This window comes from Deltaproteobacteria bacterium, assembly GCA_013151235.1.
In the GTDB taxonomy this organism is placed as follows: Bacteria; CG2-30-53-67; CG2-30-53-67; order CG2-30-53-67; family CG2-30-53-67; genus JAADIO01.
Genome location: JAADIO010000027.1, coordinates 1 through 14,436, shown reverse-complemented (window position 1 = coordinate 14,436; position 14,436 = coordinate 1). Strand labels below are relative to the sequence as shown.

Sequence of the window (14,436 nt, the reverse complement as noted above, 5' to 3'; positions counted from 1 at the left end):
CCCCGTGTTCCCCGTGGTGCAATGTTTTTCGGTTTTTGTCTTTGATCTTCGCCCGTTTCATCAACTTCGTGTCGTGGTTACATGCTGTTCAACGGGTCCAGGAACTCCTCACGGAACTTCGTCACAAAACTCCGCACCGGTCCGGCGGCGGCATCCCCCAACGGACAGAGCGTCCGGCCCGCCATGTGGGCGGCAATATCGAGGAGAAGATCCGGATCCTCCGGTGCCCCCTTTCCCGCCGCAATCCGCTCCAGGACCTGCACGATCCAGCGGGTCCCCTCCCGGCAGGGGGTGCACTGCCCGCATGACTCATGGGCAAAAAACCGTTCCAGGTTCAGCAGGGTCTTTAACATGGAGGTCTCTTCATCGAGAACAATGATCGCCCCGGAACCGAGCATGGAACCGACCTTGGCCAGGGCGTCATAATCCATGGGAACGTCAATCTCATCGGCGGTCAGGACCGGGCAGGAGGCCCCGCCGGGGATGACTCCCTTGATCTTTTTCCCGGCACTGACACCCCCCGCCCCCTCATCAATGATCGTCCGGAGGGGTGTGCCGAGAGGATACTCATAGAGTCCGGGACGGTTGACCTTGCCGCTGACGGGAAAGAGCTTGGTTCCACCGCTTTTCTCCGTCCCGAGGGCGGAAAACCAGGCCGCCCCCTTCTCCAGGATATGAGGCACCTTGGCTAGGGTCTCCACGTTGTTGATCACGGTGGGAGAACCGAAAAGCCCTTTCACGGCAGGAAATGGAGGACGGACCCTCGGCCATCCCTTCTTCCCCTCGATTGATTCTAAAAGGGCCGTCTCTTCTCCGCAGATATAGGCCCCGGCGCCGTAGTGAACATAGAGATCAAGGGAGAATTTACTGTCCGGGAGATCGGAACCGAGCAGGCCCGCCTCACAGGCCTCGGCAATGGCATCCTCCACCCGGCGGCCGGCCTCGACGAACTCTCCCCGAAGATAGAGATAGGCGTAACGTGCGCCGATGGCATAAGCGGCAATCCCGATCCCTTCCAACAGCATGTGAGGATCCTGCTCCAGGATAAAGCGGTCCTTGAAGGTCCCCGGTTCCCCTTCATCGGCATTGACGCAGAGATAGACGGGCTTTCCTGTCTCCCGAGGGACAAAGCTCCACTTCATCCCCGTCGGAAAACCGGCCCCGCCCCGGCCGCGGAGATTGGATCGTTTCACCTCCTCCACCACCTCTTGCGGTGTCCGGGTTGCAAGAACCTTCCGCAGGGTCTCGTATCCCCCTCCTTCCCGGTAGACTCGCAGGGTATGCGAATCCGGTCGGTCAAAATTCCTGGTGACCAGTTTTATGGACATCTATGCAAGCTCCGACAGAATTTTCTCTACTTCATCCGGCGTCGCCGGCGCATGGATCTCCCCGTTGATCATCACCGCGGGGGAACGTTCGCACTGTGCGAGACACTCCGTGGTCTCAAGCGTGAAGCGCCGATCCTCCGTGGTCTCACCAACGTCGAGTTTCAGATAATCTTTCAGAAAAGAGAGGATATTCTCCCCGCCGGAAAGGGAACAGGAGATACTTTCGCAGACCAGGATCAGGTACCGTCCGGCCGGCTTTTCCCGGAAGGCGCTGTAAAAGGTCACGACCTCATGAACCCGGACCGGATCGACCCCGAGGGTCTCCGCGGCATAGACCTCCGCCCCGGGCGGAATATAGCCGATCCGCCCCTGGATCAGGCGGAGCATCGGCAGGAGGGCCGCTGAAGGGTGCGGGTAGCGGGCAAGAATCTGTTGAACCTCTTCTTCGCTTAGCTGAAAATTCATACATCCTCTTTCCGGTTCCTTAATGCTCGGCTTCGGGGGCGTGTGGAAACCACTGCGCCGGATCAACCGGGGCGCTACAAAAGAGTTCGCCCCCTTACGCAGATGTTGATCTTACATTTTCATTTTTGGCTTTTCCTCTGTGCTTTGTGTCTCCGCCCCTTGCCTTTCTCTGCGCCCTTCGCATGCTCTGCGAGAGATGGGTTTCAGGTTTTTGCCTTCCCCGTGACGCCCCGTGTTCCCCGTGGTTAAATGCTTTTCGCTTCCGATCTTGCCTTTTCCATCTTTTGTGATCTCGGTGTACTCCGTGGTGAATGCTTTTGATCTTGATTTTACTTCAATCCCTTCATGCCCTTCACGGTGAATGCCTTTCGCCTTTGAACTCTCAAATTTCCAGTTTTATTTTCTAATTTCCACCCTCACCGATCCAACTCCCCGGCAATCATGTTCAAAGTGCCGAAAATCGGGACCACATCGGCGATCATCTGTCCCCGGATCAGGTAAGAAAGCGCCGAGATCATGTGAAAACAGGGGGCCCGGACACGGACCCGTGCAGGAATCCCCGACCCGTCACTGACGACATAGAAGCCGAGTTCCCCGTTCCCTCCTTCCACCGGGAAATAGGCCTCGCCCGCGGGAGGACGGATACCGTGACCGTCCATGATCAATTTGAAATGATTCATCAGACCTTCGATGCTGTTGTAGACCTCCTCTTTGGGCGGCAGGGTCATCCGTCGGTCATCAAGATTGACCGGTCCGTCCGGAAGGTCTGCAAGTGCCTGCTCGACGATCCGCATGCTCTGTTCCATCTCGGCAATGCGCACGAGGTACCGGTCGTAGTTGTCCCCTTCCGTTCCGAGTGGAACTTCAAAATCGAGCCGGTCATAGATGAGATAGGGGGAACTCTTCCGAACATCATGGGAGACACCGGAGGCGCGAAGGCAGGGACCGGTAAAACCGAAGGAAATCGCATCCGCAGCCGAAATCACACCGACACCCCGCATCCGGTCATAAAAGATCCGGTTCCGGGTGAGGAGACGATCACATTCGGAAATGTCCTTCCGGATCTTCCGGAAGGCGGCGCGGCATTCCCCGTCGAAACCGGGAGGCAGATCTCCCCGGAGTCCGCCGATCCGGGTGTAGGAGGTGGTCAGCCGGGCCCCGGTGACCTCCCCGATCAGTTCGTAAAGAGATTCCCGGGCCTTCATCAGGTAGAGAAAGACGGTAAAGGCGCCCAATTCCATGGCGAAGGCGCCGATGCAGGTGAGGTGATCGACGATCCGTGAGATCTCCGACAGGATGACCCGGATGTATCGGCACCGCTCCGGCGTGGTCACGCCGAAGAGTTTTTCCACCGCCATGACGTAACCGACATTATTGATCAGCGGAGAGACATAGTTCAGCCGATCCGTATAGGGGATGACCCCCATGTAGGAATGGGTCTCGGCTTCTTTTTCAAAGCAGCGGTGCATGTAACCGATCTCGACATCGGAGGCGGTGATCGTCTCCCCCTTGAGGGCCGCCATGACCCGCACCACGCCGTGCATGGCCGGATGGGAAGGCCCCATGTTGAGGTACATGATCTCTTCCCCCGGGTCGGCCACGCCCGCCGCAGTTAGGGCCTTGCCCAACCGTTCCGGAAGGGCCGGTTCCCGTTCGAAGGCCGTAGCCGGTGTGCTCCCCGGCCCGATCCGGGGCTGACGGCGATCCTTGGGATAGTCCTTCCGGAGGGGATGTCCCTCGAAGCCCGGATACATGAGAAGACGGCGGAGATCGGGATGGCCGTCGAAGCGGACGCCGAACATGTCCCAGGCCTCCCGTTCCAGCCAGTCGGCGTTGCGGTATTCCCCCGTCAGGGTCGGAAGATGAGGATCGAACTCCTCCACGGGGACCTTCAGCCGGAGACGCTCTTTGCGTTCAAAGGCGAAGAGATGATAAACCGCTTCAAAGCGGGGGCTCTTTTCCATCCCGCCGTCACAGATCGTCAGATCCATCAGGAAATCAAAGCGTTTCTCTTCGCGCAGAAACCGGATCACCCCCGGCAACGCGTCACGGGAAAGAATAACGGTCGCATCCCCCAGCCGGGAGTGGCGGTCGAAAATGGGGTCTGAAAAGTGTTCGGTGATTTCCTCAAACAGCGTCATAGACGTCCGCAGGCATCAGTATTGTTGTTTTTCGTTCCGGATCTTTTCCTGCAATTTGATCAGTCCGTCCAGTACCGCCTCGGGACGGGGGGGACATCCGGCCACATAGATATCGACGGGAAGGATCGTATCGATCCCCTGCACCGTTGCATAGTTGTTGTAAAACCCGCCGGAGGTCGCGCAGACCCCGAAGGAGAAGACCCACTTGGGATTGCACATCTGGTCGTAAACCTGCCGGAGGATCGGAGCCAGTTTGTGACTGACGGTCCCGACCACCATGAGAAGGTCGGCCTGGCGGGGTGACCAGCGAGGAAGCCCGGCGCCGAAACGGTCGATGTCATAATGGGCGCAGGCCACGGACATGTACTCCATGGAGCAGCAGGCCGTGGCGAAGGGATACTGAAAGAGGGAATACTTCCGGGCCCAGCCGACGGCGGCATCAAGGCGCGTGGTCAGGGCCTTCCGGCCGATCAATTGCTCTATTCCCATTCGAGCCCTCCCTTCCGCCAGGCATAAGCAAGACCGACGGCGAGAATCCCGAGAAAGATTACGATTTCCACAAAGCCGAAGAGCCCCAGCCGCCGAAAGAGAACCGCCCAGGGATAGAGGAAGACCACTTCGATATCGAAGAGGATAAAGATCATGGCAATGAGATAATAACGGACGGAGAGAAGACCGTGATGGGAGACCGCCGCGGGGATACCGCTCTCAAAGGGTTGCGCCTTCGCATCGGTCATCTCCTTCGGACCGATGACCCGGGAGAGATAGAGGATGAAACAGGCCAGCCCTCCGAGGATCATCAACAACAGGAGAATCGGGAGATAGGCCCCCGGCATGTTTCCCTCTTTTCAAAAAAGACAGGCATCATCAATCAACAGACCCTGCTGAACTCCGGCTTTAATGGTCGGTGTCATGTTCGCGGACCTGAATCCCAGCTGCGGTCTTGAGTTCCCTGACCTTGTCTTCCGATTCACCCTGTTTTTTGAAATAATCGGTCAGAGCCGATTCCAACGCCTCTTCGGCAAGGACGGAACAGTGCATCTTGACGGCGGGAAGCCCGCCCAGCGCCTCGGCCACGACATTGTTCGTAATCTTGATGGCCTCCTCGATCGTCTTTCCCTTTACCATCTCCGTGGCCATGCTGCTGGTGGCGATGGCGGCGCCGCACCCGAAAGTCTTGAACTTGGCATCCTCGATCACCCCTTCGTTGATCTTGAGATAGATCCGCATCACGTCACCGCAGCTCGGGTTGCCGACTTCTCCCACACCGGAGGCGTCTTCGATTTCCCCAACGTTCCGGGGATTCATGAAATGATCCATGACCTTTTCGCTATATTCCATAATATCGCTCCTTTCTGCAAAAATCCTATCCGCTGACCCGAGTGTAACCAAAAAGGGGCCATCCTGTCAATTGACTCGCAAGGATCTCAACCGTACGCTGATCCGGATCATGCTCCCCCCTGCCCTGTGATCCGGTCCGGATCGAGAATCCGGTCCAGCTCTTCGGCAGAAAGAAGATTTTTCTTCAGAATCAGTTCCCGGACGGAAACGCCCGTCTTTTCCGATTCCTTGGCCAGCTCCGCAGCGGCAAGATAGCCGATATGGGTATTGAGAATCGTCGCGAGGCCGACACTGCCTTCAAAATAGGCCCGGCACCGTTCCGGATTCGCCGTAATCCCCTCCACACATTTCTCTGTAAAAAGGGGAAGGTAATTCTTCAGGATCTCCATGGAACTCAGCAGATTGTGGATCATCACCGGCATCATCACATTCAGTTCCATCTGCCCGGCCTGGGCGGCCATGGTTACGACATGGTCATGCCCAATCACCTGGTAACAAATCATGTTCAGACATTCCGCCATAACGGGATTGACCTTACCGGGCATGATCGAGGAACCGGGTTGCACGGCCGGCAATCGGATCTCGGCCAGCCCCGTTCGGGGTCCGGAACTGAGCAGGCGAAGATCGTTGGCAATCCGGGTCAGCTCCACGGCAAGGTTTCGAAGGGTTGAGGAGAGAGAGGTCATTGCCGAGCGGCTTTGCATCGCCTCCCGCAGGTCCTCCGCCGGCCGGAAGGGAATTCCCGTGAGTTCCGAGAGTCGCCGGATCATTCCCTCCCGGTAACCGGCCGGAACGTTCAACCCCGTCCCCGTGGCGCTCCCGCCGATGGAAAGTTCCCGGAGCGCCTCTTCGTTCCGCTGCAATCTGTCCGCGGCCTTCTCCACGGCCTTTGCATAGGCCGTAAACTCCTGGCCGAGGGTGACCGGCACGGCATCCTGAAGATGGGTCCGTCCCGACTTGATGATCCCCGCAAATTCATCGCCCTTTTCCCGCAGGGCCCGGGCAAGCCCGGACAGCGTCGGAAGAAGCTCCCGCAAAAGCATCACCGAGGCAATGTGCATCGCCGTGGGAAAGGTGTCGTTCGTGGACTGGGACTTGTTGACATGATCGTTGGGACTGACCCGCTGATAATTTCCCTTCCGGTCCCCCAGGATCTCCAGCGCCCGGTTGGCCAGGACTTCGTTCACATTCATATTGAAGGAGGTCCCCGCCCCCGCCTGGAAGACATCGACGACGAACTGGTCGGCGAATCGTCCGGACAGGACCTCATCGGCGGCGGTGATGACGGCATGGGCGGTCTCCGCATCCAGGAGGGAGAGCGTTTCATGGGTCCCGGCGGCCGCCTTTTTAATCAACACGTAAGCCCGGACAAAAAAAGGATGCGCCTTCAGCCCGCTGACGGGGAAATTCTCCAGGGCACGGGACGTCTGGATGCCGTAATAGGCCTCTGCCGGAAGTTCCCGGCTGCCCAGAGAATCTTTTTCTTCCCTGTTTTTCTCATTCACTCTTCACACTCCCCCAAGGCTCGAACCAGACGCCCCCCCAGTTGATAAACCGTCTCCATCGCGTCCGGCGTCTTTTGTACATCACCGGGGTCTTCGATGGAGAGGGCAAAATATTCGTCCATGTATTCCACTTCAAGAACATCAAACATCGACCGGACGGTCATCCGGGCGCCCCTGAAAACCAAAGGAAGATCGTGACCTGCGGTGGACAGGAAAAGCCCCTTGCGGATGCGCCGGGGAGAATCCGGAAAGAGCGGCTCCCGGAGAACGTATTTACGGGACCAGTAGCACTGGCACCGATCAATGAGGATTTTCAGGAAGGCGGAGACATTCATGAAATAGACGGGAGAGGCCACGATGAGGCCGTCGGCCGCCTCAAGCTTTGGATAGATCTCCTGCATTTCGTCATCGACGATACAACGACCGGTCTTGCGGCAGTGCCCGCAATTCACGCAGGGGAGGAGTTTCCGGAATCGGGAGGCGATCAGCTTTTCCGTTTGTGCGCCCGTCTCTTCGGCGCCCCGAAGGGCTTCATCGAGCAACGATTCCGAATTGGCATGACGCCTCGGACTTCCGGAGAGACCCAGGATATACAATTTTCCATCAACCTCCCTTCCGCTCCAGTGCCTCCCGGATCATCTCCATATGGGCCATTTCATCCTCGGCCAGGTTCCGATAGAGCGAGGCAGTACCGGAATCTTCGGATCGCTCCGCCAGACGGAGATAGAGTTTCCGGGCGGCCTCTTCCTCTTTCAGCGCAAGCCGAAGAACTTCACGGGAGTCTAAAAAGAAGCGCCCGCTCACATCGGAAAGAGCCGCCTCAATCTTTCCGCCGCTTTCCATGAACTCCGCGGAGATCTCCTCCTTGAACTGTTGCAAGGAGACCGGGGACCGGTCTCCTTGAAACCCGTTGTAGAGGCTGTAGATCTCGTGCATATGCTTTTCTTCCATCCCCGCCAGACGACGGAACATCGAGGCCCCGTTTTCATCGGAGATCCGTTCCGCAGCGGAGAGGTAAAACGCCTGAGCGCCCTTCTCCAGCCGGAAGGCGTTCAACAGCGCCTCGGGAATATCTTCATTGCCTCGGATCATTGGTTTTCTCCCTGAATCCCGGGGTCAATCCACCACCGGCAGTAGTGGATGAATCCCAAAATCAAATATAGCAGACCAGCTTTCCCAACTTCTTCGTGAGTTTCAGGTTCTCCCGATAATCGACGGGAACATCGACAACGGCGGGAACACCGGCGTCAAAGGCCTCCCGCAGAATCGGGGCCAGTTCATCCGCCCCTTCCACACGGTACCCGGCCGCCCCGAAGGAACGGGCCAACTGCACGAAGTCGGGATTATTAAAGTCGACCCCATAGGTCCGGCCAAACTGGTTGATCTGCTTCCATTCGATCAGCCCGTATTTTGAATCATTAAAAATCAGGATTACCAGCGGAAGTTTCAATCGCACGGCCGTCTCCAATTCCTGACAGTTCATCAGGAATCCTCCGTCCCCGCAGACGGCGAGGATCTTCCGTTCGGGATGGAGCATCTTGGCGCTGATCGCACCGGGGAGGGCAAACCCCATGGAGGCAAAACCGTTTGAAATCAATACCGTGTTCGGTTCTTCCGCAGGATAGATCCGGGCGACCCACATCTTGTGTGCCCCCACATCGGAGAGGAGAATATCGTCATGATTCATCACCTTCCGGACATCATAGAGGATTTTCTGCGGCTTCACGGGAAAAGCGCCGTCTTGGGCATATGCATAGAGTTCTTCCTCCATCATCTGTTTGAGCACCATGGAAAAGTCGTCCTGCCGACCGGCGCCGATATCGTCCATCATGCAGGTCAGGTTGGCGGCAATGTCGCCGATGACTTCAATCTCCGGAATATAATGTTCATCGATTTCGCTGGGAGTAAAATCGATATGAACGATCGGTTTATGATCGCGATTCCAGAGGGAGGGGGCATATTCCACCAGATCATAGCCGACGGCGATGATCAGATCGGCCCGGTCGAAACCGCAGGAGATAAAATCCCGCGACTGCAACCCGATCGTGGAGAGCGACAAGTTGCTCTTCGAAGGAAGAACTCCCTTGCTCATAAAGGTATTGGCCACGGGAATCCGCGTCTTTTCGACAAAATCCCGGAGGATATGAGAGGCGCGACCGCGGATCACCCCGTTGCCCGCCAGGAGGATCGGTCGTCTCGCCCGCTGGATAATCTCCGCCGCCTTGGCACAGACATTGTGATCCGTATGGGGCCGTTTGAAGCCTTTCACTGATAGCGGCGCGCCCTCCGTTTCCATCGCCGCAACGTCTTCCGGCAGTTCAATGTGACAGGGCCCCGGCTTTTCCGTCTGGGCAACCTTGAAGGCCTTCCGCACAACCTCGGGGATCGTCCGGGAGAGCCCGACGGCGACATTCCATTTCGTAATCTGCTTAAAGGTTTGAACAATATCGATATGCTGGTGCGACTCCTTATGGAGCAGTTCACGCTTCGTCTGGCCGGAGATCGCCACCAGGGGAGAGCGGTCGAGAAAGGCATCGGCCACACCGGTGATCAGGTTGGTCGCACCCGGCCCGAGGGTCGCCAGACAGACCCCCGCCTTTCCCGTCAGGCGACCGTAGACATCGGCCATGAAGGCCGCCCCCTGTTCATGACGAGTGGCGACGAACTCAATGGGAGAATCGATCAATGCATCGAGGAGGTCCATGTTTTCTTCGCCGGGAACCCCGAAGATATGGTGGACCTTCTCGTTCTCCAGGCATTTCACGAACAATTCGGCAGCCTTCATCTTTCACTCCGGGCGAGCCGGTCTTCGAACGCCCCGCTCAGTTTTCTTACGCATTCACCTCGAACTGATCCTTCCCCGCTCCGCAGATCGGACAGACCCAATCCTCGGGAACATCTTCAAAGGCCGTCCCTGCCGCCACACCATTGTCCGGATCACCCACTTCAGGATCATACTCATAACCGCACACCGTACAAGTCCACTTCTGCATCCCGTTCTCCTTTCCTGTTTGTGATTGTCGCATAAAACGGTTGACGGGCACCACCCTTACAGATCTTCGTACCCGCCGGTAATTACCTGCCCTTTGATAAACTTTTTCTTGCTTACTTGTAAGTTTTTATGAACGAAGAGCATCTTCCCGCAGAGCCGGCAACGGTAAATCTTCTCCTGGTACAGAAAGCCCCCTTCCTGGTTGTCTTTGTTGAAATAAACCGGTTGATCCACAGACATCTTTCGTGCACCGCATTTCGGACAATCCATTTCCCTAGACCCCCTTTCGTCGCGCCGCCCCCAATCGTGCTTGATGGATCGGTAACTATTTCATCAAAGCCCTCAGCCTTTTTCGCCCTCCACATCAAACTCCATATGGTCAAAGTAAAACCCGGTTTTCTCCAGGAAATCGATTTCCGCCTGCAGGAGACGGACATGCCCCTCCTCCATCTCCGCCAGGTCCAGGAAGAGGTCCTTCGCCTTGATCTCTTCAAACTGACCGGCCTTCTTCCGGTAATAGTCCCGGGCTTCGATCTCGTCGCTCAGGGCTTTCTGCAGGACCTCGTAATCATTCCCGAATTCAGGCATGGCTCCGCCCAGTTCCTTCTTCCGATCCTCAAAAATGGGGAATCCCTCGACCCGCTCCCCGGGCACGTTCTGCAGAAGATCGCTGTAAAAGTCTTCCAGCACGTTAATATGGTAAAGTTCATCCCTGGCCAGTTGATTGAACATGGCCTCGGCCTTCGAATCTTTTGTCGCCTCGGCCGCCCGCATGTAATAAAGATTCCCATCCCGTTCCGTTTGAATCGCTCTTTGGATGTTCCGGATCAACGCCTCCCGGTCCATATGAAATCCTCCCTATACCAGCGCCTCGGCCGGTTTGTTGAGGGTCCCGACTTTTTTCAGGAACCGTTCCACCAGGATCACTTCCAGGTCCCGGAGACTCTTTCCTTTCAACTCCACCTTTCCCCCGGCAATCATGCCGTGGCCGCCGGCCTTGCCGACCCCCCGGACGATGCTCTGGGCAATCACTCCGGCTCCTCCATTCAGATCACTTGTCCGCAGGGAAAGGATCATGGCCTTCCGGAAGGTCCCCATGGCCATCACCCATTCCACCCCTTCGTGGCGGAGGAGCATATCGGCGACCTCGGCAACCATATCGGGGTTCCGGATCCGTCCGATTGAGGTCGTCAATGTATCTCCGCGAATCCTGGCCTTCTTGAAGGCACGGTTTAAAACCTTGAAATACTCTGCAGAGACCTTGGGGTGCAGGATCCGGTTTATCAGATCCCGCTGCACCTGCGGAAAAAGAAAAAGGTAGCTCTCCACATCGAGCGCACTTGCATTCCTCCCTAAATCCTGTGTATCGGATTTGATCCCGTAATAGAGAGCCGTGGCCAGTCTTGGTTGAATGGGGGTATCGGTTTCCCGGAGATAGGCCGTCACCAGCGTACAGGAGGCGCCGACCCGTTCACGGACATCATAAAAAGAGACCCGTTTTGTGGCCTCACGCAGAGGATGATGATCAATCACCATGTCGGGGATTACCGAATCGGGCAGCGAATTGTTGCCGGTCAAAGGCTGCGTATCCACAAGGGCCACCCGGGAATAATCCTGAAAATTGATCCGGTCGATCGAAATCAGGGGGATCCGAAGGGACTCAATCATCGCCTGATTTTCCGCCCGTCCGATAATCCCCCCGTATACGATAATTCCTTCCCGGCCGAAATAACTGCGGAGAAAATACTGCCAACCAAGCGCCGCAGCGATGGCATCGGGATCGGGATTGTCGTGGGTTAGAATCAGGGTTTTCCCGGAATCGGCCAAGATCCTCCCAAGGGTCTTAATCTTTTTCTTGAGCGAAATCATCCACGACCCTGATTCGGTTTATCGGTTCTCACAGCAACAGTATCGTTCAGAAAGAAAAAGTCCCCCCTACGGCTTTTTCCTTCAGGCTCTACATGAACGAATCGCAGGAAAGAGCTTGTAGTATACCAAAAAATTTCTTGTTTGTATAAAAAATTATGAAGCCGATCTTGTATTGTTTCAATCTTAATGATATGTTGTTGTCCTGTCAACTTACCGGAGGCCCATCGCCGGACATGATCGGAATAAAATCCAGAGATGAACAAAGGAGAAAAAATTGAAACCTGTTGAAATCAAACCGAATATCCATTGGGTAGGTGCAATCGATTGGGGTGTACGGGATTTTCACGGGTACGTCACACCCAATGGAACGACCTACAACAATTATCTCATCGTCGATGATCAGATCACCCTTGTCGACTGTGTGAAGGATGATTTCGCAAAATCCTCCATTGAATCTATTCAAAAGATCGTCGATCCCGGAAAAATTGGAAATATCGTCATCAATCATATCGAACCGGATCATTCCGGGTCCCTGCCCCTCCTCATGGACCTTGCACCGGAAGCAACCCTCCATATCACAGCCAAAGGAAAAGCGGGGCTGGATCGTCACATGGATACATCGAGATGGAACTTCAAAATCGTAAAGACCGGAGACAGACTGCAAACGGGGCACAAAACCCTGACCTTTCTGAACACCCCCATGCTTCACTGGCCCGACTCAATGATGACCTATGTCGAGGAGGACGGTCTGCTCATCAGCCAGGATGCCTTCGGTCAGCATTATGCAACAGCCGGCAGGTTCGATGATGAATTTCTGGCCTGCTGTTCCATGGCCGAACTGGAGGATGCCGTTTTGGACTACTACGCCAACATTCTCATGCCCTTCGGCAACCTCATCAAGGCAAAGATCGCCGAAATCGAAAAACTGGGGCTCGCAATCAACATGATCGCACCGGACCATGGCGTCATCTGGCGGTCCCATCCGGAGAAGGTCCTCAAGATGTACCTCGACATGGCCAACGGAAAGACCCGGGAGGGCGTGGTGATTATCTACGACACGATGTGGAAGAGTACGGCCCTGATGACGCAGCCGTTGATGGAGGGAATCCGGGACGAAAACATGGAGGTCAAAGTCATCAAACTGCGGGCAACCCCGATGAGCAACGCCATCAAGGAGTTCTGGAAGTACCGGGGTTGCCTCCTCGGCACCCCGACATTAAACAATATCATGTATCCATCGGTCGCAGAATTTCTCACCCACCTTCGGGGGCTCCGTCCGAAGAACCGGATCGTCGGCGCTTTCGGGAGCTACGGATGGGGCGGCGGAGCGGTCAAGGGCGCCTACGGAGAACTCGATCGCATGGGGCTGGAAACATTTGAACCGGGCGTGGAAGTCAAGTACCGCCCTTCTTCAGAGGATGAACGGAACTGCTATGAATACGGGAAGGCCTTTGCCCGGGAGGTAAAAAAGTATCACCGCAAATTTTAACGGCAGCGCCGGAATTGCAACTGTGTCGAAAATTTTCTCGGGCCGGACTCAGGGAGGAACAACAACATCCAGGATCGACTGCCTTGCCGTGTCGACCCTGGATTTTTCACCGAGGGATGATTATGCCGAGACTTCGGCAGCTCCTTCTTTCCCCTCTTCAGCCTTGTCCTTTTCGGCTGCGGAGGACTTCTTTATCCTTCCCTCCGCCCGTTTCTCCATGGCAATCATCTTGGCAAGCTTGCGCTGAAACCGTTTCAGTTTCTTGTGGGTCTCGCGAAGCCCCTGATCCTTAGAACGGTCTTCCGTCCGGGACTTTTTCTCATCAACGACCTTCTTTAGAGCATTAATCTGCTCCATAATCTTGTCTTTCATAAAAATCACCTTTTTCTCTTTTGCCATGTTTTCCTCCATTCCGCTTCATTCCATCCAGGCAAGGTCCTGATCAACCCGTAACGGAGCCGGAGCTTAACAAATTTCCCCGTCGGTGTCAAACAATCTCCTGAGCCCATTGAATCGAGTCTTGAAAGCGAGTAAAGGCGAAGCACCGATGAGTGACCCGCCAATGACTCGCTCGCCTTCTCCAGCAACCCCGTAACTGAAAAGCCGGGAGGGTTACCTCCCGGCTTTTCAGTTACTTCATCATTTTTTTCGGCCCCTGCAGTCCGGTTAAGACGCCTTCTGAATCTTGCCTGAACGGATGCAACGGGTGCAGACATTCATTTTCCGGCTCTGGCCGTTTCGAAGCACCCGAACACTTTGAATGTTTGGATAAGAGACCTTCTTCGTCTTGTTGTGGGCATGACTCACGTTATTTCCTACCTGCCGTCCTTTACCGCAAATCTCACATTTTCTTGACATGATTCAGCTCCTCAGTTATACTCGTCAAACAAAAACCGTCAAAACAGGCGGGGAATTTAACACAAAAACTTAGCATTCGCAAGAAATATTTCTCTGTGCAAGGAGTTTTTATGGCAAAGATCACGAAAGATATGTCCTTCATACAGGCAATACAGTCCCATCCGAAGGCAGCGGAGGTCCTCTCCAGATATGATATGGGATGCATCGGATGTATGGGCGCTGCCGGAGAAACCATCGAACAGGGCGCCATCGCCCACGGCGTCGATGTCGATAAACTTATAAAGGAACTCAACGCATTATTCAAAAAGAAATAACCGGGATCGTCCCTGTGCCGTCACAACAATCATGCTCCGGCGACACCGGCCTCTCCACTACACCCCTTTCCGGCCCGGTGCGATACGTCAAAGGGGTGGGTGAACGGATGGCCTCTCTTCTGGCCAGGCTCAAC

18 protein-coding genes are annotated in these 14,436 nt (G+C 55.6%); 2 read left to right on the top strand and 16 right to left on the bottom strand.

Features of this window, described 5'->3' with window-relative positions:
• Nucleotides 1-77: 77 nt before the first annotated feature.
• The 14 genes from nuoF to GXP58_05185 form a co-directional block, all read right to left on the bottom strand.
• Nucleotides 78-1,328, bottom strand: a complete 1,251-nt coding sequence (gene nuoF, locus GXP58_05250; GenBank protein NOY53013.1) for an NADH-quinone oxidoreductase subunit NuoF — start codon at nucleotides 1,326-1,328, stop codon at nucleotides 78-80.
• A complete protein-coding gene (nuoE, locus tag GXP58_05245) occupies nucleotides 1,329-1,793 on the bottom strand; it encodes an NADH-quinone oxidoreductase subunit NuoE (protein ID NOY53012.1) in 465 nt (154 codons plus the stop codon). It lies immediately after the preceding gene.
• A gap of 416 nt (nucleotides 1,794-2,209) precedes the next feature.
• Nucleotides 2,210-3,934, bottom strand: coding sequence for an NADH-quinone oxidoreductase subunit D (locus tag GXP58_05240; GenBank protein ID NOY53011.1), 1,725 nt, complete (start codon nucleotides 3,932-3,934; stop codon nucleotides 2,210-2,212).
• A 15-nt stretch (nucleotides 3,935-3,949) separates the two neighbouring features.
• Nucleotides 3,950-4,423, bottom strand: a complete 474-nt coding sequence (locus GXP58_05235; protein NOY53010.1) for an NADH-quinone oxidoreductase subunit B — start codon at nucleotides 4,421-4,423, stop codon at nucleotides 3,950-3,952.
• Nucleotides 4,414-4,770 (bottom strand): NADH-quinone oxidoreductase subunit A, encoded by a 357-nt coding sequence (locus GXP58_05230; GenBank protein NOY53009.1) that lies wholly within the window; start codon nucleotides 4,768-4,770, stop codon nucleotides 4,414-4,416. The genes GXP58_05235 and GXP58_05230 overlap by 10 nt, the downstream gene beginning before the upstream one ends.
• A gap of 61 nt (nucleotides 4,771-4,831) precedes the next feature.
• Nucleotides 4,832-5,275, bottom strand: a complete 444-nt coding sequence (gene nifU / locus GXP58_05225; protein ID NOY53008.1) for a Fe-S cluster assembly scaffold protein NifU — start codon at nucleotides 5,273-5,275, stop codon at nucleotides 4,832-4,834.
• Between the two features lie 107 nt (nucleotides 5,276-5,382).
• Nucleotides 5,383-6,780: an aspartate ammonia-lyase gene (locus GXP58_05220; GenBank protein NOY53007.1), complete on the bottom strand. Its 1,398-nt coding sequence runs from the start codon at nucleotides 6,778-6,780 to the stop codon at nucleotides 5,383-5,385.
• Nucleotides 6,777-7,376, bottom strand: coding sequence for a flavodoxin family protein (locus GXP58_05215; protein ID NOY53006.1), 600 nt, complete (start codon nucleotides 7,374-7,376; stop codon nucleotides 6,777-6,779). The genes GXP58_05220 and GXP58_05215 overlap by 4 nt, the downstream gene beginning before the upstream one ends.
• Before the next feature lie 7 nt (nucleotides 7,377-7,383).
• Nucleotides 7,384-7,872, bottom strand: a complete 489-nt coding sequence (locus GXP58_05210) for a ferritin family protein (GenBank protein ID NOY53005.1) — start codon at nucleotides 7,870-7,872, stop codon at nucleotides 7,384-7,386.
• A gap of 61 nt (nucleotides 7,873-7,933) precedes the next feature.
• Complete coding sequence (locus tag GXP58_05205; protein ID NOY53004.1) at nucleotides 7,934-9,565, bottom strand: acetolactate synthase large subunit; 1,632 nt, start codon at nucleotides 9,563-9,565, stop codon at nucleotides 7,934-7,936.
• A gap of 46 nt (nucleotides 9,566-9,611) precedes the next feature.
• Entirely contained in the window at nucleotides 9,612-9,773 is a 162-nt protein-coding gene (locus GXP58_05200; GenBank protein NOY53003.1) for a rubredoxin, read from the bottom strand.
• A 56-nt stretch (nucleotides 9,774-9,829) separates the two neighbouring features.
• Nucleotides 9,830-10,042 (bottom strand): hypothetical protein, encoded by a 213-nt coding sequence (locus GXP58_05195; protein NOY53002.1) that lies wholly within the window; start codon nucleotides 10,040-10,042, stop codon nucleotides 9,830-9,832.
• Between the two features lie 72 nt (nucleotides 10,043-10,114).
• A complete protein-coding gene (locus GXP58_05190; protein ID NOY53001.1) occupies nucleotides 10,115-10,618 on the bottom strand; it encodes a ferritin family protein in 504 nt (167 codons plus the stop codon).
• A gap of 12 nt (nucleotides 10,619-10,630) precedes the next feature.
• Entirely contained in the window at nucleotides 10,631-11,641 is a 1,011-nt protein-coding gene (locus GXP58_05185; GenBank protein ID NOY53000.1) for a hypothetical protein, read from the bottom strand.
• Between the two features lie 274 nt (nucleotides 11,642-11,915).
• Here GXP58_05185 and GXP58_05180 point away from each other — a divergent pair, with 274 nt between their 5' ends.
• Entirely contained in the window at nucleotides 11,916-13,130 is a 1,215-nt protein-coding gene (locus GXP58_05180; protein NOY52999.1) for an FprA family A-type flavoprotein, read from the top strand.
• Nucleotides 13,131-13,250: 120 nt separating this feature from the next.
• Here the strand turns inward: GXP58_05180 and GXP58_05175 are convergent, their stop codons facing one another.
• Nucleotides 13,251-13,529, bottom strand: coding sequence for a hypothetical protein (locus GXP58_05175; protein NOY52998.1), 279 nt, complete (start codon nucleotides 13,527-13,529; stop codon nucleotides 13,251-13,253).
• Nucleotides 13,530-13,796: 267 nt separating this feature from the next.
• Nucleotides 13,797-13,988 (bottom strand): 50S ribosomal protein L28, encoded by a 192-nt coding sequence (gene rpmB, locus GXP58_05170; protein NOY52997.1) that lies wholly within the window; start codon nucleotides 13,986-13,988, stop codon nucleotides 13,797-13,799.
• Between the two features lie 110 nt (nucleotides 13,989-14,098).
• Here rpmB and GXP58_05165 point away from each other — a divergent pair, with 110 nt between their 5' ends.
• Nucleotides 14,099-14,302: a DUF1858 domain-containing protein gene (locus GXP58_05165; protein NOY52996.1), complete on the top strand. Its 204-nt coding sequence runs from the start codon at nucleotides 14,099-14,101 to the stop codon at nucleotides 14,300-14,302.
• Nucleotides 14,303-14,436 lie beyond the last annotated feature (134 nt).

Coding starts and splice junctions, on each gene's coding strand:
- GXP58_05235 (NOY53010.1), bottom strand. CDS start 4,423: ATGGGAATAGAGCAATTGATCGGCCGGAAGGCCCTGACCACGCGCCTT.
- GXP58_05195 (NOY53002.1), bottom strand. CDS start 10,042: ATGGATTGTCCGAAATGCGGTGCACGAAAGATGTCTGTGGATCAACCG.
- GXP58_05205 (NOY53004.1), bottom strand. CDS start 9,565: ATGAAGGCTGCCGAATTGTTCGTGAAATGCCTGGAGAACGAGAAGGTC.
- nuoF (NOY53013.1), bottom strand. CDS start 1,328: ATGTCCATAAAACTGGTCACCAGGAATTTTGACCGACCGGATTCGCAT.
- GXP58_05240 (NOY53011.1), bottom strand. CDS start 3,934: ATGACGCTGTTTGAGGAAATCACCGAACACTTTTCAGACCCCATTTTC.
- GXP58_05175 (NOY52998.1), bottom strand. CDS start 13,529: ATGGCAAAAGAGAAAAAGGTGATTTTTATGAAAGACAAGATTATGGAG.
- GXP58_05200 (NOY53003.1), bottom strand. CDS start 9,773: ATGCAGAAGTGGACTTGTACGGTGTGCGGTTATGAGTATGATCCTGAA.
- GXP58_05210 (NOY53005.1), bottom strand. CDS start 7,872: ATGATCCGAGGCAATGAAGATATTCCCGAGGCGCTGTTGAACGCCTTC.
- GXP58_05165 (NOY52996.1), top strand. CDS start 14,099: ATGGCAAAGATCACGAAAGATATGTCCTTCATACAGGCAATACAGTCC.
- GXP58_05190 (NOY53001.1), bottom strand. CDS start 10,618: ATGGACCGGGAGGCGTTGATCCGGAACATCCAAAGAGCGATTCAAACG.
- GXP58_05185 (NOY53000.1), bottom strand. CDS start 11,641: ATGATTTCGCTCAAGAAAAAGATTAAGACCCTTGGGAGGATCTTGGCC.
- GXP58_05230 (NOY53009.1), bottom strand. CDS start 4,770: ATGCCGGGGGCCTATCTCCCGATTCTCCTGTTGTTGATGATCCTCGGA.
- nifU (NOY53008.1), bottom strand. CDS start 5,275: ATGGAATATAGCGAAAAGGTCATGGATCATTTCATGAATCCCCGGAAC.
- rpmB (NOY52997.1), bottom strand. CDS start 13,988: ATGTCAAGAAAATGTGAGATTTGCGGTAAAGGACGGCAGGTAGGAAAT.
- nuoE (NOY53012.1), bottom strand. CDS start 1,793: ATGAATTTTCAGCTAAGCGAAGAAGAGGTTCAACAGATTCTTGCCCGC.